Annotated in this window: 23 protein-coding genes; 13 read left to right on the forward strand and 10 right to left on the reverse strand. The window is 66.0% G+C overall.

Annotated features, from left to right (window positions below; translation table 11 throughout):
• Positions 1-195: 195 nt before the first annotated feature.
• Both CEX88_RS11570 and CEX88_RS11575 read left to right on the forward strand, forming a co-directional pair.
• A complete protein-coding gene (locus CEX88_RS11570) occupies positions 196-2,031 on the forward strand; it encodes an MFS transporter (RefSeq protein WP_066843770.1) in 1,836 nt (611 codons plus the stop codon).
• A 56-nt stretch (positions 2,032-2,087) separates the two neighbouring features.
• The gene (locus CEX88_RS11575; protein WP_231744846.1) at positions 2,088-2,267 is read left to right on the forward strand and encodes a hypothetical protein; all 180 of its coding nucleotides are present in this window, start codon (positions 2,088-2,090) and stop codon (positions 2,265-2,267) included.
• Here CEX88_RS11575 and CEX88_RS11580 read toward each other — a convergent pair.
• Positions 2,264-3,151 (reverse strand): cyclopropane mycolic acid synthase family methyltransferase, encoded by an 888-nt coding sequence (locus tag CEX88_RS11580; protein ID WP_094293601.1) that lies wholly within the window; start codon positions 3,149-3,151, stop codon positions 2,264-2,266. The genes CEX88_RS11575 and CEX88_RS11580 overlap by 4 nt on opposite strands.
• Positions 3,152-3,349: 198 nt before the next feature.
• Here CEX88_RS11580 and CEX88_RS11585 point away from each other — a divergent pair, with 198 nt between their 5' ends.
• The 3 genes from CEX88_RS11585 (at position 3,350) to CEX88_RS26050 (ending at position 4,163) form a co-directional block, all read left to right on the forward strand.
• Positions 3,350-3,559 carry a hypothetical protein gene (locus CEX88_RS11585; RefSeq protein ID WP_066843777.1) on the forward strand — a complete coding sequence of 70 codons (210 nt, stop codon included), beginning with the start codon at positions 3,350-3,352 and terminating at the stop codon, positions 3,557-3,559.
• 67 nt (positions 3,560-3,626) lie between these two features.
• The gene (locus CEX88_RS11590) at positions 3,627-3,971 is read left to right on the forward strand and encodes a hypothetical protein (RefSeq protein WP_066843780.1); all 345 of its coding nucleotides are present in this window, start codon (positions 3,627-3,629) and stop codon (positions 3,969-3,971) included.
• A gap of 51 nt (positions 3,972-4,022) precedes the next feature.
• Entirely contained in the window at positions 4,023-4,163 is a 141-nt protein-coding gene (locus CEX88_RS26050) for a hypothetical protein (RefSeq protein ID WP_202931462.1), read from the forward strand.
• A 3-nt stretch (positions 4,164-4,166) separates the two neighbouring features.
• Here CEX88_RS26050 and CEX88_RS11595 read toward each other — a convergent pair whose 3' ends face one another.
• A complete protein-coding gene (locus CEX88_RS11595) occupies positions 4,167-5,048 on the reverse strand; it encodes a TIGR03854 family LLM class F420-dependent oxidoreductase (RefSeq protein ID WP_094293698.1) in 882 nt (293 codons plus the stop codon).
• A gap of 94 nt (positions 5,049-5,142) precedes the next feature.
• Here CEX88_RS11595 and CEX88_RS11600 point away from each other — a divergent pair, with 94 nt between their 5' ends.
• The 4 genes from CEX88_RS11600 (at position 5,143) to CEX88_RS11620 (ending at position 8,928) form a co-directional block, all read left to right on the forward strand.
• Complete coding sequence (locus tag CEX88_RS11600) at positions 5,143-5,607, forward strand: SRPBCC family protein (protein WP_066843783.1); 465 nt, start codon at positions 5,143-5,145, stop codon at positions 5,605-5,607.
• A 248-nt stretch (positions 5,608-5,855) separates the two neighbouring features.
• Positions 5,856-6,359: a Cif family virulence factor gene (locus CEX88_RS11610; protein WP_066843785.1), complete on the forward strand. Its 504-nt coding sequence runs from the start codon at positions 5,856-5,858 to the stop codon at positions 6,357-6,359.
• A 98-nt stretch (positions 6,360-6,457) separates the two neighbouring features.
• On the forward strand, positions 6,458-7,732 hold the full coding sequence (locus CEX88_RS11615; protein ID WP_094293699.1) for a cytochrome P450: 1,275 nt from the start codon (positions 6,458-6,460) through the stop codon (positions 7,730-7,732).
• A gap of 95 nt (positions 7,733-7,827) precedes the next feature.
• On the forward strand, positions 7,828-8,928 hold the full coding sequence (locus CEX88_RS11620; protein WP_094293602.1) for an Rv2629 family ribosome hibernation factor: 1,101 nt from the start codon (positions 7,828-7,830) through the stop codon (positions 8,926-8,928).
• Positions 8,929-8,941: 13 nt separating this feature from the next.
• Here CEX88_RS11620 and CEX88_RS11625 read toward each other — a convergent pair whose 3' ends face one another.
• The 4 genes from CEX88_RS11625 to CEX88_RS11640 all read right to left on the reverse strand — a co-directional run bounded on the left by CEX88_RS11625 (position 8,942) and on the right by CEX88_RS11640 (position 12,109).
• Positions 8,942-9,640 (reverse strand): HAD family hydrolase, encoded by a 699-nt coding sequence (locus CEX88_RS11625; RefSeq protein WP_066843789.1) that lies wholly within the window; start codon positions 9,638-9,640, stop codon positions 8,942-8,944.
• Positions 9,637-10,095, reverse strand: coding sequence for a hypothetical protein (locus CEX88_RS11630; protein ID WP_094293603.1), 459 nt, complete (start codon positions 10,093-10,095; stop codon positions 9,637-9,639). Before CEX88_RS11630 ends, CEX88_RS11625 begins: the two co-directional genes overlap by 4 nt.
• 254 nt (positions 10,096-10,349) lie before the next feature.
• Complete coding sequence (locus tag CEX88_RS11635) at positions 10,350-10,748, reverse strand: hypothetical protein (RefSeq protein WP_064394150.1); 399 nt, start codon at positions 10,746-10,748, stop codon at positions 10,350-10,352.
• Positions 10,749-11,197: 449 nt separating this feature from the next.
• Complete coding sequence (locus CEX88_RS11640; RefSeq protein ID WP_094293604.1) at positions 11,198-12,109, reverse strand: dienelactone hydrolase family protein; 912 nt, start codon at positions 12,107-12,109, stop codon at positions 11,198-11,200.
• 126 nt (positions 12,110-12,235) lie between these two features.
• On the opposite strand from CEX88_RS11640, the gene CEX88_RS11645 reads away from it, so the two are divergent.
• Entirely contained in the window at positions 12,236-14,056 is a 1,821-nt protein-coding gene (locus tag CEX88_RS11645; RefSeq protein WP_094293605.1) for an N-acyl-D-amino-acid deacylase family protein, read from the forward strand.
• Between the two features lie 16 nt (positions 14,057-14,072).
• Complete coding sequence (locus CEX88_RS11650) at positions 14,073-14,489, forward strand: nuclear transport factor 2 family protein (RefSeq protein ID WP_202931463.1); 417 nt, start codon at positions 14,073-14,075, stop codon at positions 14,487-14,489.
• Between the two features lie 42 nt (positions 14,490-14,531).
• Here the strand turns inward: CEX88_RS11650 and CEX88_RS11655 are convergent, their stop codons facing one another.
• From CEX88_RS11655 to bfr, 3 genes are all read right to left on the reverse strand, one after another.
• A complete protein-coding gene (locus CEX88_RS11655) occupies positions 14,532-15,014 on the reverse strand; it encodes a carboxymuconolactone decarboxylase family protein (protein WP_094293607.1) in 483 nt (160 codons plus the stop codon).
• A gap of 61 nt (positions 15,015-15,075) precedes the next feature.
• Positions 15,076-17,127, reverse strand: coding sequence for an MDR family MFS transporter (locus CEX88_RS11660; protein WP_094293608.1), 2,052 nt, complete (start codon positions 17,125-17,127; stop codon positions 15,076-15,078).
• Positions 17,128-17,330: 203 nt separating this feature from the next.
• Positions 17,331-17,816 carry a bacterioferritin gene (gene bfr / locus CEX88_RS11665; RefSeq protein ID WP_064418619.1) on the reverse strand — a complete coding sequence of 162 codons (486 nt, stop codon included), beginning with the start codon at positions 17,814-17,816 and terminating at the stop codon, positions 17,331-17,333.
• Between the two features lie 241 nt (positions 17,817-18,057).
• Here bfr and CEX88_RS11670 point away from each other — a divergent pair, with 241 nt between their 5' ends.
• Together CEX88_RS11670 and CEX88_RS11675 are read left to right on the forward strand one after the other, a co-directional pair.
• Positions 18,058-18,690 carry a fatty-acid--CoA ligase gene (locus CEX88_RS11670; protein ID WP_066843816.1) on the forward strand — a complete coding sequence of 211 codons (633 nt, stop codon included), beginning with the start codon at positions 18,058-18,060 and terminating at the stop codon, positions 18,688-18,690.
• A gap of 8 nt (positions 18,691-18,698) precedes the next feature.
• Positions 18,699-18,896 (forward strand): (2Fe-2S)-binding protein, encoded by a 198-nt coding sequence (locus CEX88_RS11675; RefSeq protein ID WP_064393752.1) that lies wholly within the window; start codon positions 18,699-18,701, stop codon positions 18,894-18,896.
• 7 nt (positions 18,897-18,903) lie between these two features.
• Here the strand turns inward: CEX88_RS11675 and CEX88_RS11680 are convergent, their stop codons facing one another.
• Positions 18,904-19,671, reverse strand: coding sequence for an enoyl-CoA hydratase/isomerase family protein (locus tag CEX88_RS11680; protein ID WP_094293609.1), 768 nt, complete (start codon positions 19,669-19,671; stop codon positions 18,904-18,906).
• Positions 19,672-19,675 lie beyond the last annotated feature (4 nt).

Consider the following 19,675-nt stretch of genomic DNA (forward strand, 5'->3'; position numbering starts at 1 on the left):
CCGCGTTGCACCGGGGCCGCGGCTTCCTCGAGGCCGGCCGGCTCACCGCGGTCGGATTCAAGCACGACCGATGGCTTGACACGCTGCTCCTTCAGCGAAGCCTCCTCGACTGAGGCGGACTTCGGCCGCCTCCGGATGTTTTTCGACAAGTTGGGTACTCCCTAGCCGATTGGGCCACGGTCGAGGAGGCTGCCGATGAGTTCTGGGGTGCAAACCGGCACGATCACCACGCAGGTTCCGAGCCGGTTGGATCGGTTGCCCTGGTCGCGATTCCACTGGCGCGTCGTCATCGGACTCGGCGCGGTGTGGATCCTCGACGGCCTCGAGGTCACCATGGTCGGCAACGTCGCCTCTCGGTTGACGGAGAGCGGCAGCGGGATCGAGTTGACCGCAGGTGAAATCGGCATCGCCGCGGCGATTTACATCACCGGCGCGTGCCTGGGTGCCTTGTTCTTCGGACAGCTCACCGACCGGCTCGGCCGCAAAAAGCTGTTCCTGCTCACCCTCGCGGTCTACCTCGCCGCCACGGTGGCAACGGCTTTCGCGTTCGCGCCGTGGTACTTCTACATAGCGCGATTCTTCACCGGCGCAGGTATCGGCGGTGAATACGCCGCGATCAACTCCGCGATCGACGAGTTGATCCCCGCGCGTGTCCGTGGCCGCGTCGACCTGATCATCAACGGTTCCTACTGGCTCGGCGCGGCCGGCGGTGCGGCAGGCGCACTGGTGCTGTTGAACACCGCGATCTTCCCGGCCGACATCGGTTGGCGTATCGCGTTCGGTATCGGCGCCGTCTTCGGTCTCGTGATTCTCGTCGTGCGGCGCAACGTCCCGGAAAGCCCGCGGTGGTTGTTCATTCACGGTCGCGAGGATGAAGCCGAACGGATCGTCGGCGAGATCGAGCGCGAGGTCGAACGCGAGACCGGGCAGACCCTTGAAGAACCAGAGGGCACGCTGACCGTGCGTCAGCGCAAGGCGATTCCGTTCCGGGAGATCGCCCACGTGGCGTTCACGAAGTATCCCCGCCGGGCCGTGCTCGGCCTCGCGCTGTTCATCGGGCAGGCGTTCCTCTACAACGCTTTCACGTTCAACCTGGGCACGCTGCTGAGTGGCTTCTACGATGTTGCGTCGGGCACCGTCCCGATCTTCTACGCGCTGTGGGCGTTGAGCAACTTCGCCGGCCCGATCCTGCTCGGCCGGTTCTTCGACACGATCGGCCGAAAACCGATGATCGCGTTCGCATATCTGGGTTCGGCGGCCGTGGCGGTGGCGCTGACCGTGCTGTTCGTATCGCAGTCGGGCGGCGTGTGGGTCTTCATGACCGTGCTCGGTGTGTGCTTCTTCCTTGCCTCTTCCGGAGCCAGCGCCGCATATCTCACCGTCAGCGAGATTTTCCCCATGGAGACGCGGGCTTTGGCGATCGCGTTCTTCTACGCGGTCGGCACGGCCATCGGCGGTATCACCGGACCACTACTGTTCGGCCAACTCATCGAATCCGGCGATCGCGGGCTCGTCGCGGTCAGCTTCCTGATCGGGGCGGCGGTGATGGCCGTCGGGGGCGTCGTCGAGCTGATGTTCGGTGTGAAGGCCGAGGGCCAGAAACTCGAAGATCTGGCCATGCCGCTGACGACCGCCGACGAAGACCAGGAGAAGTCCGAAGCGCCTTCGGAGCGTGACGAGGAACGCGCGGCCCGCCAGGCGCGCATCGCCGAGCGCACCGAACGTGCGCGGGCAGCCAGCCAAGCGCGGCGCTATCGGCCCGGCCCGGCGGCGGGCTGGTACGGGGCATGGCGTGAGCCGCCGACGCCCGGTGTGCCCGAGTCGGCGCTCGACCACGAGATCGAAACCATCGCGCGCGCGGTGAGCGAGCACGAACCGATGTCCGTACGTGAACTGCACAGGGCGGTCGGTGCGCGGTACTGGGGACCCGGCGAGTTCCGCAAGGCGATGCGGGCGGCGTTGGCGGAGAACCGAATCGCCCGACACCCCCGTGGCAAGGTCGGTATGCCACTGGGAACACCACAGCAATGACGTTGGGCTGCAGCATATTCGGGCATAATCCGACGTTCCACGCTGATGGCCGCATCATGCGGTGGAAGTGCGAGCGGTGTGGCGAGGCGCAGGGCGCCAAGGAATACGCCACCGCCGAAGACGCGCGCAGATACGCCAAAGCGTTCAACAAACGCGATACCGACGACCTCGGGAAGCGCGCGCCTCTACTCGGCCTGTTGCCGTTGCGGCTGTGGCGAGCCCTGCGTCGGCGTTAGCTCTTGGTCAGGGTGAACTGACAGACGTCGGTGTAGCCCTCGCGGAAAAGGTCGGCGCAGCCGGTCAGGTACTTCATGTACCGGTCGTACACCTCTTCGGACTGGATCGCGATCGCCTCGTCCTTGTGGGCCTCGAGCGCGGCGCTCCAGGAATCCAAGGTACGGGCGTAGTGCAACCGCAACGGCTGGACCAGGCCCACCTTGAACCCTGCTTGGGTCGCGTGCTTCTTGACCGCGACGGGCTGGGGCAGATCCCCGCCGGGGAAGATCTCGTCCATGATGAATTTGAAGAACCGGAGCTTGGTCATGGTCAGCGGCAGACCGCGCTCCGCGAACTCCTCATCGTCGGGCTTGACGATGGTGTGCAGCATCATCACTCCGTCGGCGGGCAGCGCGTCGTATGCCATCTTGAAGAACTCGGGGTAGCGGTCGCGGCCGAAGTGCTCGAACGCGCCGATCGACACGATGCGATCGACCGGTTCGTGGAACTGCTCCCAACCCTGGAGCAGGACCCGCTTGCTGCGGGGGCTGTCGATGCCGTCGAGCACCTTCTGGACGTGGGCCTGCTGGTTCTTGCTGAGCGTCAGGCCCACCACGTTGACGTCGTAGCGCTCCAACGCCCGCTTGATCGTCCCGCCCCAACCGCATCCGATGTCGAGCAGCGTCATACCCGGCTGCAGGCCAAGCTTGCCCAGCGATAGATCGATCTTGGCGAGCTGGGCTTCCTCGAGGGTCATGTCGTCGCGCTCGAAGAAGGCACAACTGTAGGTCTGCGTCGGGTCCAGGAACAGCCGGTAGAACTCGTCGGACAAGTCGTAATGCGACTGCACATCCTCGAAATGCGGCGTGAGGTCCTGGGCGGTATCGGTGGTTTTTTCTGGCACGGTCAGCCCCTGGCGTCGAATTGGGTCAGGTCGAAGCTCCGCACGGTTCGAGAGCCTCCCCCGTCGCAGGCAGTTTACGCACAACGCCTGGGTGCAGCCGTCATTGCCCTGGTCAAGCGTGTGTATCGCCGCACGGCTGCCGCCCGCACTAAAGTTGGACCCCATACGGGTAACCCTCAACGAGAACGGAGACCGATCATGAGCACACCTGACGGCCTCGCGTTCGGCGATGCCATTCCCGAAGCCGACGTGGCGGACCAGCGCACCCCGGTGTACCCCGACGACCAGGACACCTGGCAGGACACCTCGGCGATCTCCCGCGAACGCACGTGGGACGCCAACGAGGCCGATCTGGTCGACCAGGCGATCGAGGTGCCGATCCCCGACGACGACCTGCCGCTGGAGTAACCCACCGCGTCGCGCCTCGTCACGAGATCCGCTGCCCCGCTCGGCTGCGGGTAGTAAGCATGACGCCATGGATCTACGTGCGGAACTGCTCGAGGGCCTCGACTTCGATCCCGACGCCTCGCGCGTCTTCGGAGAGCCCTACGCGACGGCGGACGGCACCACCGTCATCCCCGTCGCCGAAGTCCGCGGCCGAGCCCGGCGCGGCGGTGAGCCGAACGTCAAGGTGACGAGCAGGCCGGCCGGTGTGTTCGTCATCAAGGACGGCGACGCGGTATGGCGACCAGCGGTCGACGCGACCCGCATCACCCTGGCCGGGATCCTGGTCGGACTGGTGACCTCAGCGCTCGCCGGGGTGGCGATGGTGCGACGGCCGCCCTGGCCCGACCTGTACGGCGACATCTCGTCGCGATGAGGCGGTGCGCGGCGACCGTTTCGGCGGTTCGGCGTCGGGTACGCCCGCGCCATGAGCACAGATGCAGCCGGCGGTAGCGACTACCGCGCCGACCAGGACTCCGACGCCGACCCCGAGATGAAAGAGCACAAGGCGATGCGGCAGCCCGATCAGGCCGAAGGGGACGACGATCGCGGCGAGACGAACGGCTGACGGTCAGTTCTGCCGTGGGAGCAGCTCAACGACGAACTGGTCGACGAATTCGGCCATCGCGATGCGCCCCGCTGGACGGATGACGAATTTGGTCAGGCCGGCGTCCAGATAGGCGTCGAGTTGCCGGTGCAGCTGCGGCCAGCCGCCGGCGATCAGCTCGGAGGGGTCGACATCGGGCCGGCGCCGGCTGATCGCCGCCAGCATCTGCGGCGACGCTGCGCCGTCGGCGACGGCCAGATTGATGCCGAAGTGGTCCGGCTCGACCTCTCGCCCGGCGTCCTCGGCCGCGCGCTGGATCGCCTCGCGGGCTCGACGCGCCTCGGCGGGAGTGACGAAGCTGCCGAGCCAGCCGTCGCCCAGGCGGCCGATACGCCCGAACGCGGCGGGGGCGGACCCGCCCAGCCAGATGTCGAGCGGCTTGACGGGCCGCGGCGCCACCGCCGCCGAGGAGACCGTGTAATAGTCGCCGTCGAACGAGACATCGTCGTGTTCGAGCACCGCACGAAGCAGCCGCAGCGCCTCGTCGAACACCGCGGCGCGCGCCCCGTCGGGCACCACGAAGATCTCGCGCTCTGCGGCGATCGCCGACCGCAACCCGAAGACCGGGAGCACCCGTTTGGGCGCCAACGCCGCGAGTGAGGCCAGCTGCTTGGCGACGAGCACCGGGTGCCGTCCCGGTAGCACCGCGACCGACGTACCGACCTTCAAGCTGCGGGTGCGGGCCAGAGCGAAAGCCATTCCGACGAACGGATCGACGGCCTCGGAGTACACGAGTTCGGAAAACCACAGCGAGTCGACGCCGGTGTCTTCCAGCTGGTCGACGATGTCCGGCAGCTGTTGCGGCCCGATGTCAGCGCCGAGCCCGATCCCGAATCGAATTTTCACGTCGCCGCCATCGTACTTACTCGTGCTTTCGGGGCGGCTTCGGTCCACGGGGCGCTAGGGTTCTCGAAAACGCTTGCCAGAGAGCGAGGAAACGGTGGACGGAGCGGTGACGGTGTCGATGGCGGCGCCGGCGGAGCGGATCTGGGACCTGATCGCCGATGTGCGAAACACCGGCAAGTTCTCCCCCGAAGTCATGGAGGCCGAGTGGCTCGGTGGTGCCACCGGTCCCGCGCTGGGCGCCCGGTTCCGGGGCCACGTCAAACGCAACGAGATCGGGCCCGTCTACTGGACGACGTGTGAGGTGACGGCCTGCGAACCGAACAGGGAATTCGGCTTCGCGGTGCTCATCGGAGACAAGCCCGTAAACAACTGGCATTACCGGCTCACCCCCGTCGACGGCGGTACTGATGTCACCGAGTCTTTCCGGCTCAATGACTCGCTGCTGATGAAGCTGTTCTCAGTGTTCGGAGGCCAGCTTCGGCGCAGGCGCAACATCCGCGACATGCGCAAGACGCTCGAGCGCATCAAGGCGGTGGTCGAGACGCCCGAGGGCAGCTGACAGAAACGTTGTCCGCCAGCGGATTACAGGCTGCGCAGGCGCCGGACGCGATCGCTGATCGCCCGCTGCGAGACGCCGGCGTTTCTGGCCAGGGCCTCGAACGCGTGGGGGCAACCCGGGTACACATGCAGTTCGGTGGGCACTCCTGCGTCGGCCAGACGGGCCGCACCGTGTGTCAATCCGCCCCGGTGGGGCCGACACCTTTGATAGAACACATGCCAGGTACGCCGCGAGCCGAGGAGCCTGCAATGGGTCAGTGGTCACGTGAGGAGATCGACGAGGCGTTCCGCGCCTATCAAGACGCGGTCGTCGACATCGGGAAGACGTGGAACTGGTCGAGCTATGCCGATCACTTCACCGAGGACGCGACCTACATCGAGCACGCCCTGGGCGACATGTCCGGCCGAGAGAGCATCCGCGACTGGATCGTCTCGACGATGAACACATTCCCCGGCAGCGAGATGCCCTTCTATCCGGTCGAGTGGTATTCGATCGACGTCGACAAGGGCTGGGTGATCAACCGCAACGTCAACACGATGAAGGATCCGGGCGACGGCAGCGTGCACGGCACACCGGTCATCACGGTGCTCAGGTACGCCGGTGACGGGAAGTGGAGTTACGAGGAAGACGCCTACAACCCGATGAACTTCCTGGTGATGGTGCAGGGCTACATCCAGCGCTGTCACGAGCTGGGCACCATCTCCGACGAGGCCCGCGTGTTCGCCAAGAACATGAACTGGCAGTTGTCGTAATCAATTTGGCCACGCGGGCAGATCGGCCTTCCCCGGGCGAATATCGGCCTACCCTCGGACGAGTGGACACCGCGACACCGCCCACGTTTGGCGCGAACATGATCAGGGCCAACGGCACCCCGCCGCCCGAGGTGCCGTTGTCCGAGGTCGACCTGGGTTCCTGGAAGTTCTGGGTGCAACCCGACGACTTCCGTGACGGCGCTTTCGCCACGCTGCGCCGCGAAGCCCCGGTCTCGTTTCACGCACCGCTGGAAACCCCCGGTGTGGCCGAAGGTCCCGGCCACTGGGCGATCACCAAGTTCGACGACGTCTGGTACGCCAGCAGACATCCGCATATCTTCAGCTCGAGTCCGAGCATCACCATCAACGACGCGAACCCGGAGTTGTCCGAGTATTTCGGCTCGATGATCGTGACGGACGATCCGCGTCATCTTCGGCTGCGCAACATCGTCAGCCGGGCTTTCACGCCCAGGGTGGTCGCACGCACCGAGGCCTCGGTCAGAGACCGCGCCCGGCGCCTCGTCGAAGAGATGATCGCCGAACATCCCGACGGCCACGGTGAGGTCGTCGCGGAGTTGGCCGGACCGCTGCCGCTCCAGGTGATCTGCGACATGATGGGCCTCCCCGAGGACGACCATCAGCAGATCTTCCACTGGACCAACGTGATTCTCGGCTTCGGGGACAAAGACATCGCGCAGGACTACGAGGAGTTCGTCAAGGTCGCGATGGACATCGGCGCCTACGCGACCGCACATGCCGAAGATCGTCGCGCCCACCCGCAGGAGGATCTGACGACCGCGCTGGTCGAAGCCGAAGTCGACGGGGAATGTTTGACATCGGCCGAGATCGCATCGTTCTTCATCCTGTTGGTGGTGGCCGGCAACGAGACCACCCGCAACGCGATCAGCCACGGCGTGCTCGCGCTCACCCGCTACCCGCGCGAACGCGAGCGGTGGTGGGCGGACTACGAGACCGTCGCCCCCACCGCCGTCGAGGAGATCGTTCGGTGGGCGTTCCCGGTGAACTACATGCGCCGCACCCTGACCGAAGACTGCGAACTCAGCGGCGTCACGATGTCTGCCGGAGACAAGGCCACGCTGTGGTACTGCTCGGCGAACCGCGACGAGGACAAGTTCGCCGACCCCTGGACGTTCGACGTGACACGAAGCCCCAATCCGCACGCCGGATTCGGCGGCGGTGGAGCGCATTTCTGTCTAGGCGCCAACCTCGCCCGGCGCGAGATCAGCGTCGTCTTCGAGGAACTGCACCGGCAGATACCCGACATCTCCGCCACCGAGGAACCGGCGCGGTTACTGTCGCCGTTCATCCACGGCATCAAGCGCCTGCCGGTGTCCTGGACACCGCCTCGCTGAGCTCGTCACGGCTGGGTCGCGCCGCAGGCGGTGACATGGTTCGCGGGTTGGCCGATCGCTTGTGTCGTCAGGCGCTCCATGGGTAACCAACGGCTATGCATCCCGAACACTTTCGTACCCTGCTGACTTCGAACGGCCCGTATGCGTCGGTGTATTTCGACGATTCCCACAACACCGCCGACGCGGCGGCCCAGATGGACCTGAAGTGGCGGGCGCTGCGTGAACAGCTCGAGGAGCAGGGCGCTGATCCGGCGGTGACGGAGAGCATCGAGCAGGCCATCACGGATGCGGCTCCCCCCGTCGGGCCCAGCGGTCGCGCGGTCGTGGCCAGCGCCGACGGTGTCCTGGTCAACGAACACCTCATTCGGCCCATCGAGCCTGTCGTCCGGGTGTCGGCACTGCCCTACATCGTCCCGGTCGTCGAGCACGGCCTCGACCGGCCGACGTACGCCGTGGTGATCGTGGACTACGAGGGCGGCGACATCACGCTGTATCGCGAGGGCACCGCGGTCTCGGACACCGTCGACGGGCACGCCTACCCGGTGCACAAGGCTTCGGGCGCCGACACACCGGGTTATGGCGATCCGCAGCGGACCAGCGATGAGGCGCGCCAACAGAACATCCGGGCGGTCGCAAGCCAGCTGACCACGCTGGTCGACGACGCCAGACCCGAAATCGTATTCGTCGTCGGCGAGGTCCAGTCGCGCACCGACCTGATCGCGGAACTACCCGAGCGGGCCGCTTCGCTGGTGGTCGACGTGGGCGTCGGGGCGCGGCACAGCGGTTTCGACGACGCCGACCTGCAGCACGAGATCGACCAGGAGTTTCAGCGTCGCCGCGTGGCAGCAATCGACGACGCCGCACAACGCTTCACCGCCGAGCTCGGGCGCGGCGAGGGCATGGCGACCGAAGGGCTGGACGGCGTGACGGCGGCCTTGCGGGCGGGCGCGGTCGACACCCTGATCATCGGTGACGTCGGCGACGCGACCGTCGTGGCCGGCGATGACCTGACCACGATCGCGCCGAACGCCAACGTCCTCTCCGAGCTCGGCACGGCCCCGAGCCAGACCCTGCGGGTCGACGAGGCGCTGCCGATGGCGGCGATCAACACCGGAGCTGCGTTGATCCGCACCGACGAGCGCATCGATCCGGCCGACGGCGTCGCCGCGATCTTGCGCTACGCGCTGCCCCGCTGACGCCGGGCGAGGCTCAGCGGGCGCCGACGATGTTGGCCAGCGCGGCGATCGGTGTGTCGTCGAGATGTTGGCAGAGCTCCAGCGCGTGCCCGAAAACCCGCTGCGCTCCGGCCTTTTCGAGCTCACTGCGGGAGACTCCCCCGCTGAGCACCGCGATGCTGTCGACACCTGCGCGTTTACAGGCTTCCACGTCCCAAATGGTGTCGCCGACGAAGACGGCATGCGAGGCCGGCACCCCTGCGCGTTCGAGAGCGACCTCGACGATGTCGGGCTCGGGTTTGGCGGTGTCCACATCCTCCGAGGAGGTCACTGCATATACGAGGTGGTCGCTGTCGAGCACCTCGCGCAGCACGGACAGCTCCTCTTCCGGTGCCGAGGTCGCCAACACGACCCGGATGTCGAGCTTGTGCACCGCTTCGAGCAGTCCGCGTGCGCCCGGCAGTTGCCTCAGGTGCGGCGCCAACTCCTTGTAGTAGCGCGAATGCAAATCCTCGGCCTGGCTACGGGTCTCCTCGTCAGCCTCTGCTCCCAGCGTGTTGACCAGCGTCGTGCCATCCATCCCGATGGAGCGGTGGATGCGCCAGGCCTCGACCGGGTGACCGACCTCCTCGAACGCCCGATACCAGGCGTGCACGTGCAGGTAGTTCGAGTCGACCAGCGTCCCGTCGATATCGAAGAGGACGGCCGATGCGGTCTTGGCTTCTTCGGTCACGAGCGGTGGTGCTGCTCGGGGGCCCGGTTCGGGTCGGGACGCGTGGTTCGATCGTCTCGCACACCATCGGTCTTGGTGGTCGACGGATCGGCGACCGAGTCGGACGTTCGCGTCTCCGGGTCCAGGGCGTCGGCGCGGGCGCGTTGTTCGTCGAGTTCTTCGCGCTTGGTGTTGACCGCATTGCGGTGCGTGTGGGCAGCATCCTGCAGCCGGGCCGCCTCGGCGGCTTTCGCCTCTGCTTCGGCTTGTGCGGCACGGGCGCGTGCCTCGGTTTCCTGCGCGACGGTCTCGCGCTTGCGGAGATGATGCGACTTTTCGTCGACCTCCGTGCGGAGCCGATCGGCTTCCATGCGGCGTCGCTTGTTGCGCGCGTTGCGCGCCAGGAGCGCCACCGCCACGATCGCGGCGATCAGAACGATGGCGACGATGATCCACACGATGGCGTTGTTATCCATGTCGGCTCCTCTGGTCTGTCGAGCCGGCTCGTTGACGAACCCGCTAATTCTGCGTGTGCCCGGGCAGCCATCCGGCTAAACGGCCGATGGTCAGTCAGTTAGGGGCGGCCATGAAAGGAGCGCTTGCTGATTCGATGTCGGCGCGGTCGCGGATGTCCTGCAGGAAATTCGGCCTCGTCGGCCGACGAATCCACCCGTTCGGGCAACGAAAGGCGTTGTTGCGGAGCGGAACTCAGGATTCCCGTTAGGCGATGCTAGAGCGTCGCGGTCAACGGTCCGGACGGCTCGCAGACCGGCTCGGGCGGATTGCCCGACGTCGAGCAACCCCGACCCGTCGCCACGTACGTCGCGCCCGGTTGATACGGCGAGTAGTACGCTCGCGCTGTCAACAGCCCGTTGTTCTGCACACAGTTCTCCGGCCCCGCATTGCCTTGGAGCTCGACGCAGGCGATCGACTGATACGGGGTGCCGCCATCGCAGTTCGACGGCGACATCGTCACCGCCACCATGTCCGTTCCTGACACGTGGACGACGTGCGGGGCGGAAAGGGTGAAGGAGCAGGGCGGCTCGTCCGGGTCCGCGGCTGCCGTCGCGGTGACCGACGCACAGCTCAGGGCGACGGTGAAGACCCCGACCATCAGCGACCTGATCATCTCCGGATCGTAGGCCAAGGCCACACGTTCGCGTGCCCCCTTTCGGCGAGCGTGCACCATCCTCTTGCCTTACCCACCTACCCACCTACCCACTTACCCACTCATGCGCGCGCGTGCGGGTCTGCACACGACACGCCGCGTTCGGTCCGCACTTTGTGCACCGTCGCGGGCCGACGAGCGTGCGGTACTCGGCGCCGAGGTGATCGACCGGTGTGCGCATGCCACCCGAGCGCGGACCGTAGGAATTGGCGATCTGCACGTCGCGCATGCGCTGAATGTGACCGTGGGCCGTGTGCTGGCGTTGACGAGTCGTTGGCGGGCAGACGAACTACCGGTGAATGTGCGGACGGTGGCGGGGTTTGCGCACACTCGTCGGCCGGCGACGGTGCGCAAACGGCTGCTTTTCCGCGGCGTGTCGTGTGCAGACGCGCACGGTCGCGGGAATGGGATCAGGCGACGTAGCGGGTGAACCAGTCCTGCACACGACGCCACGCGTCGGCAGCGGCGGTCGCGTTGTAACGCTCGCCGGTGTCGTTGAAGAACGCGTGGTTGGAGTCGGGTTCAGTGACCAACTCGAACACCAGACCGGCTTTTTCGAGTGCCGCCCGTGCGACGGGTTCGGTGGCGTTCACTCGCTGATCCTGAGCCGCGTAGATCCCCAGCACGGCAACGTCTTTCGACCCGGAGAAATCGGGGTTGTCGGGTGTGGGTCCGTAGAACGGGACCGCTGCCGACAGCCTGGGCTCGCCGGAGGCCAGCAGCCGCCACACATACCCGCCGCCCATGCAGAAGCCGACGGCCGCGACCCTTTTCCCGGGCACTCGGCGTTGCAGTTCGTCGATGCCCGATTTCAGATCCGCGACCCCTTCGTCTGGCGGGATCTTGCCCAGCGCCGCGGTCGCCTCTGCGGGATCGGCGAACGTCGATGTCCCGCCCTGCGCCGAGAGCAGGTCGATCGCCAGCGCTGAGTAGCCGATTCCGGCGAAGCGACCCGCCACCGAACGGATGTAGTCGTTGAGTCCCTTGTTCTCGTGGATGACGAGCACGCCGCCGCGGACATCCGGCGCCTGGGCCCAAGCGGCCTGCAATTCACCGCGAGGCCCGGCCCAAGTCACCGGTGTGGTCGCCACCGCTGTCTCGCTGCCGGGCGGCGGGGCGCTGGCCGTGGCGGCGCCGCTCGACGTGGCCGGGGCGTCGGCCGTCGGCTCCCGGTTCTGGCCGCATGCGGCGAACAACGCGGTGGCGCCCGCGGTGCCGACGCCGAGCAGCGCCAGCCGGCGCAGCGCCTCCCGCCGGGACAGCAGACCGTCGACGTGGTCGGTGGCGATCTCTTCGGCGATGTACCGCTGGATGGGGGTCATCCCAGCGAGTATGCCCCGATATGGACACCGCCGGAACCCTCGCACGGGGCCGCAACATCGTCGAATACATGCACGTCAGCAAGCGTAGTAGACAAATTCACGAATCTGTTCACACATTTCGTTGACATGGCAACCGCTGGGCTGTTCTATGGCGGGGTGACCTACGACACGATCATCCGCAACGGCCGCTGGTTCGACGGCACTGGCGCTCCGTCGGCGATCCGCCACCTCGGTATCCGCGCGGGTCGTGTGGTGGCGGTCAGCGAAGACGATCTCGACGCGACCGGGTGCCCGCAAGTCATCGACGCGACGGGTAAGTGGGTCCTGCCCGGCATGCTCGACATCCACACCCACTACGACGTCGAAGTGCTCAACGGTCCCGCCCTCGCCGAGTCGCTGCGGCACGGTGTGACCACGGTGATGCTCGGGTCCTGCTCGCTGTCGACGGTGCACGTCGACGCCAGCGACGCCGGTGACATCTTCGGTCGGGTCGAGGCGATTCCCCGCGAGAACGTGATCGCCGCGGTCGAAGAGCACAAGACCTGGTCGAACTGCGAGCAATACATCCAGGCGCTGGAATCCCGGCCGCTCGGCCCCAACATCGCGGCATTCATCGGTCACTCCGACATGCGCGCGGCGACCATGGGACTCGACCGCGCCACGCGTAAGGACCAGCGCCCCACCAAGGCCGAACAAGCTCAGATGGAGCGTTGGCTGTCCGAGGCGCTGGAAGCCGGATTCGTCGGAATGTCCTCGCAGCAGCTGCTTTTCGACAAGCTCGACGGTGACGTGTGCCGGTCGAGGACCCTGCCGTCGACCTACGCCAAACCACGCGAGCTGCGTAGGTTGAAGGCGTTGCTGCGACGCGCAGGCCGGGTTCTGCAGTCCGGCCCCGACATCGAGAACCCGCTCAACCTCGGGTCGCAGCTGGCGCAGTCGCTGGGCCTCATCCGCAATCCGCTCAAAACCAGCTTGTTGTCGGCCGCGGACGTGAAATCGAACCCGTACAGCATTCACGCGCTCGGTCCGGCCGCGCGGCTGGTCAATAGGCTCGGCGGCAACTTCCGTTGGCAGCATCTGCCGGTCCCTTTCGAGGTCTACGCCGACGGCATCGATCTGGTGGTCTTCGAGGAATTCGGCGCGGGCGCGGCGGCGCTGCATCTGCGCGACGAGGTCGAGCGCAACGAGCTCATGCGTGATGCGGCCTACCGGCGCCGGTTCCGCAAGGAGTACAAGAGCAAGCTCGGTATCCGGGTGTGGCAGCGCGACTTCTTCGACGCCGAGATCGTCGCGTCCCCGGACGCATCGATCGTCGGCAAGTCGTTCGGACAGGTCGGTCAAGAGCGCGGCGGCGTGCATCCCGTCGACGCCTTCCTCGACCTGGTGCTCGAACACGGCACGGCGCTGCGTTGGCGCACCACGATTTCCAACCATCGTCCCGAGGTGCTCAGGAAGCTCGCCGCCGATTCCGGCATCCAGATGGGCTTCTCGGATGCCGGTGCGCACCTGCGCAACATGGCGTTCTACAACATGGGTCTGCGGTTGCTGCGCCACGTGTACAGCGCCGAACGCGCCGGGAGGCCGTTCATGACGGTCGAACACGCGGTGCACCGGCTCACCGGTGAGCTCGCCGACTGGTATCGCCTGGACGCCGGGCACCTGCGTATCGGCGACCGCGCCGACATCGTGATCGTCGACCCCGCGCACCTCGACGACTCGCTGGACCGCTACGCCGAAGAGCGCGTTGACCATTACGGCGGGCTGTCGCGAATGGTCAACCGCAACGACGACACTGTATCGGGTGTCTTCGTCGGCGGCCGCGCGGTCTTCCTCGACGGCAAGCCGACCGACCTCGTCGGCAAACGGCGGACCGGACGGTTCCTGCGCGCAGCGCACAAGGCGCCCGCGCTCGTCGAGCAGGAAGGGGAATTGGCCAGTGTCGGTTGAGGATACGGTTCTCGGCATGTGGAAGGCGCTGTCGGCGCGTGACTGGGAGGCGGTCAAGACCTTTCTGTCCGGCGACTGCATCTACCTCGACGTGCCCGTAGGTCCGGCGGCCGCGGCGCGTGGGCCGGAGGACATCGTCAAGCGGCTCAAGATCGGCTTGGAGCCGTTGGCCTCCTACGAGAACTTCACGGGGTTGCTGGTCGACAACGGCGCGGACGTGATGTACGAGCATTCCGAGGAATGGCATTGGGCCACAGGTGAATCAGCCGTACTGAAATTCGTCAGTGTGCATCGGGTCGAGGACGGCAAGATCACGCTGTGGAAGGACTACTGGGACATGGGCGCGCTGGCCAACAACGCGCCGGCCACGTGGATGGAAGACTTCGCCAACGCCGACATGTCATGGGTGTTCGACGCGACCGGACTCGTCTGACGCAAGCCCACGGCTGCGCACAATAGCGCGCCCCGCTTGGACCTACAGCGTGATCTTGCAGCTTTGGCCGATGTCGAGCGTGCGCAGCATGCGGCCCATGCCCAGCCACATCGCGCACGACAGCGCCAGATCGGTGAGCAACTCTTCAGAGAAGTGCTCGCGGCAGCGCTGCCAGAAGTCCTCGTCGTCGCGCAGGCCGGTGTGGTCGCTGGCGAACCGTTCGGCGAACTCTGCGGCGATCCGCTCCTCCGCGGTGTAGCCCGGCCAGGTTCGCCATTCGGCGGCGTGGTTGTAGAGGTCCTCGTCGACGCCTGCCGCCAGACCTTCGGAGTCGCGGGTGTTCTGGCACACCACGCATTCGTTGTCCAGAGCGATGACCATGCGCGCGAGTTCGCGAACCCGCATCGGCAGCCGGTTCTTCGTGTAAACCGCATTGGTGAAGCCGGCCATCGCGATGCCGATATCCGGCGACATCGTCACCCAGGCGGCAGCGTCATCGTCGGCGAAATCCCCAATTCGACTCATGGCCGCATCGTACGCTCGCCGCCGTCGAATTGGAACGCGTTCTAGTTTTGGACCCGCAGAGTCAGCCGGTGGTGACCAATTGGGCGCGGTCGTCGGTCCAGTCGCGCTGCAGAAGCATTCGGTGCGCAATGCGCTCCAATGCGGCCTCGACCTGGAACCGGTCCGGACGCCCCTCGAAGGACGGCGAGGTGCCCAACTTCTCGACGATGCGGCCGACGATCGCCGTCGAGATGGCGTCGACCTGCCGGATCCCGTTCTGCGTCAGCCAGAGTCGTTCGTCGGTGCGAAGCGCCAGACCGCGTCGCACGAGATCGTCGAACGTCGGCTCGATGATCTCGTGCGGCACCCGGAGCCGTTCGGCGATGTCGGTCAGCGTCGCCGAGCCGAATACCTGGTTTTGCCGGTAGATCTGAAGGAGCGCCCACATCTGGCTGACGTCGAGGTTGCATCCGGGTTCCCGGGCCAGGCTGCGCAGCCGGATCTCCGGCGAGTCGCGGAACAACCGGCCGACGGCCACTTCGAGGATCTTCTCGGGCGATTCGGTGCTCGGCATCCCGAACCCCTCACCCAGATCCGAGGCCGACACCGTCTCGACCTCACGCAGCTGCACCTCTTTGAGGAACAGCGAGACGACGAAGCCGACAACTGCCACGGGTACCGCGAACAGGAACACGCGGCCCAGCGAGTCGGCGTAGGCCTCGACGATCGGCGCGGCCATCTGCGGGCTCAGCGTGTGAAGCAGCTGTGGTGACTCCGCTGCGCGCGCCGGCGCACCGCTGGTGGCCAGCGCCGGTCCGATCCGGTCGGCGAGGAAGTTGGCGAACAAGCTGCCGAAAATCGCTGCGCCGAACGAACTTCCGATGGTCCGGAAGAAGGTGACCCCAGAGGTGGCCACGCCAAGGTCGCTGAAGCTCGAGGTGTTCTGCACGACGAGGACGAGCACCTGCATGCACAGGCCGATCCCGGTGCCGAGGATGAACAGATACAGCGACTGCTGCCAGGTCGGTGTCGCCGCATCCATACCGGAGAGCAACAGGAACGCCACCGCCATGGTCGCGGTGCCAGCGATCGGGAAGATCCGGTATCTGCCGGTGCGCCCGACGATCTGGCCGCTTCCGATGGAGGTGATCAGCATGCCGGCGACCATCGGCAGCGTGCGCAGACCCGACGTCGTCGCCGAGACGCCGTTGACGAACTGCATGAAGGTCGGCAGGAACGTCAACGCGCCCAGCATCGCGAACCCGACGATGAACCCGAGGATGCAGCACACGGTGAAGACCGGGCTGGCGAACAACCGGATCGGCAGGATCGGTTCGGCGGTGTGAAGTTCGACCCACACAAAGACGGCCAGGGCCGCGAAGGAGCCAACGAACAACGCGATGATGGGCGTCGAGGACCACGGATACGTGCTGCCGCCCCAACTCGTGGCCAACGTCAACCCGGAGGCGCCCAGTCCGACGAACACGATGCCCGCATAGTCGATGACGGCCTTCCCGGATTTGGCCAGCGGCGGGATTGCCACCGCCGCGACAGCGAGCACCACGAGCGCGACCGGCACGTTGATCCAGAACGCCCACCGCCAGGTGAGGTGGTCGGTGAAGAACCCGCCGAGCAGCGGCCCGATCACGGTGGTGACACCGAACACCGCGCCGAGGGCACCCTGGTAGCGACCGCGATCGCGCAGCGGGATGACCTCGCCGATCAACGCCATCGCGGTGACCATGATGGCTCCACCGCCGACGCCCTGCAGCGCCCGGGAGGCGACGAGCATGGTCATCGAACCGGCCATCCCGCACAGCACTGAACCGGCCAAGAAGAACAGCACGGCGACGCCGAAGACGTTCTTGCGGCCGAACAGGTCGCCGAGCTTGCCGACGACGGCCGTGACGATGGTGGACGCCAGCAGGTAGCTCGTCACCACCCACGACTGGTGGCCCGCGCCGCCGAGGTCGGCGACCACGGTCGGCAGTGCGGTCGCCACGATCGTCTGGTCCAGTGCGGCCAGCAGCATCCCGAGCAGCACCGCGACGAAGATGGCGTTGCGGCGCCGCGGGCCGATCTCCGTGCCGCCGGCGGCGGGATCGGCGGCCGTTGTCGTGGCGTGCCTCGTCACTGCTTCCCTTCCGATGCGAATCCTTCAGCCATATCGTTAGGAAGGCTATGAAAGTTACGCACCGGGTGAGGGTTGCCGCCGCGAGCGTGCACAAAACGCTGCAAAAGCGCGGTGTGTCCTGTGCAGACGCGCACGTTCGCGCCACATGGAGGGGCCACATGGAGGGCCACATGGAGGACAGTGCGCGGGAGTGGGCGGGTGCGCTACAAGGCGGTCGGCGGGCGCGACACACACTGGGCCGCGTAGAGCTCGTCGCCCAGCTTGTCCATCAGTTGCAGTTGGGTCTCGAGGTAGTCGATGTGCTCCTCCTCGTTGGAGAGGATCTTCTCGAGCAGCGTCGCCGAGATCGCGTCGCCCTTCTCGCGGCACATGATGATGCCCGGGCGCAGGCGCTCGAGCACCTCATACTCGATCGCGAGATCGGCCTCGAACTGCTCGCGCAGGGTCTGGCCGATCCGCAGCGAGAACAGTCGCTGATAGTTGGGCAGCCCGTCGAGGAGGAGAATTCGGTTGGTTATGTCCTCCGCGTGATTCATTTCTTCGAAGGACTCTTTGCGCGTGTATTCGGCGAGTTCGGTGAAGCCCCAATTCGCCTGCATCTTGGAATGCAGGAAATACTGGTTAATGGCCGTCAGTTCGCTCGTCAATTGCTCATTGAGCAGTTTGAGGACGTCCGGATCGCCTTGCATGATCGCTCCTAGGCACTTGAGGGCTGGTCAAGACTCGCTGTCGGTCGTGCACCTTCAACGCTAGTGCAGTTACGCCGCGCAAGCGCGCTTTAAAACCTGCGCAACGCGTGTTTTTCCGTGGATTCTCAACCGCTCCGGCGACTCGAGGCGCAGATCCGGGGCCTAGTCTGGACTGCCTAGGCTAAGTAAGGTTAGACTGCGCTAACCATTGGCGAGGGTACGAGCGAGACGGGAAGAATCGATGGGTCAGATCGATCTGCACTCATTGATTTTGGCGTGCGATTTTCGCGTCGCTGATGTCGAGCGAATGTGGAAATGGCTCAAAAAGCGTCGCGATAATCTGCAGTCAATCGGCGCCCATCATGTCGTCGTATACGAGTCGATCTGGGAGCCCAACCGCGTCCTGGTGACAATTGGAATCCGCAATGCGCGATCAATTCGTGACGTTCTTCGGTCATCGGCGGTTTTCGAGTGGTTCGACATCGCCGGCGTCGATGACATCCCGCCGATCTTCGGTGGCGAAGTGGTCGAAAAGATCGACCTCTACCCGCCCTCGCCCGCCGATCACGTCGGCCGGGTGGTCGTGGGCGTCATGTCGTCGGTCGAGGACGTGTCGGCCCTGATGGTCAAGATCCACGACGGCGTCGAGCGCTTCAAGCGCGGCGGGGTGCGCAAGATCTGGGTCTACCGTGCCCTCGACGACGGGCAGGAAGTCATGATCCTGCAGGAGATCGAGGATGAAGCCGCCGCGCGGCAGTGGATCGATCACCCGGACGCGGCCGCGGAGTGGATGACCAACTCGGGACTGGGTCCGTATCCGAGCCACTTCATCGGTCGGTTCGCCCACCTGATGAGCATCGACGGGCAGGGGTGACGGGCGCGATGTTTGTCTGCCTGTGTATGGGAATCACCAGCCACGACGTAACCGAATGCGTGGCCAACGGCGCACGGACGTCGAAGCAGGTCGCCGAGGCCTGCGGCGCCGGCGGCGACTGCGGGAGGTGCCGGCGCACCCTGCGGGCGATCATCGCGGCGCACTGCGAAGCCGACGACGCGGCGCCCAGAGCGGTGAATCACTAGCCTCGCGTCACTGGTCGCGTTTGCCGGTGAAGTCGGCCAGCGCACTCGCGTTCGCCGCCGCGCCCATCAACACCGCGAAATGTTCGTTCTCTCTTGCCGTCGCGGCGTCGATTCCCTCGCGGGTTGGCGCCGTCATCGTCTGCTTGACCGCCATGAGGCTGGCGATGGGCCGCGAAGCGAGGACTTCGGCGTGCCTGCGTGCCTCGGCCAACAACTCCTCGGGTGGACACACCTTCCAGGCCAGACCCATCCGGTGCGCCTCGGCCGCGTCCACCCATTCCGACGACATCAGCAGCCATGCGGCGTTCTGCCGACCGATCAGCCGCGGCAACAAATACGACGACGCCGCCTCGGGCGCCACACCCAGGCTCGTGAACGGCGTCTTGAGCCGCGCGTCGGCCGACATGAAGACCAAGTCGGCGTAGCCGAGGATCGTCGCCCCGATGCCGACGCCGACGCCGTTGACGGCACAGATCAGCGGTTTGGGGAAATCGGCGAGCGCGTCGATCATCGTGGTGAAGTGGCTGCCCTGTTCGTTGAACGCGGGATCGGTGATGCGCCTTTGCATCTCGTTGAGATCGTTGCCCGCGCTGAACGCGCGTCCCTCCCCGGTCAGCAGGACGACCGCGACCTCGTCGTCGGCGGCCGCCTCCCTCAGCGCGGTCGCGGTCGCGAGGTACAACTCCTCGTTGAACGCGTTGAGCACGTCCGGCCGGTTCAGGGTAAGCGTGCGAATCCGGTTGTCGTCGGCAATCCGCAGGGTCGTTTCAGCCACCGCA

Origin of the sequence: Mycobacterium neumannii, assembly GCF_002245615.1 — a bacterium.
GTDB classification, from domain to species: Bacteria; Actinomycetota; Actinomycetes; order Mycobacteriales; family Mycobacteriaceae; genus Mycobacterium; species Mycobacterium neumannii_A.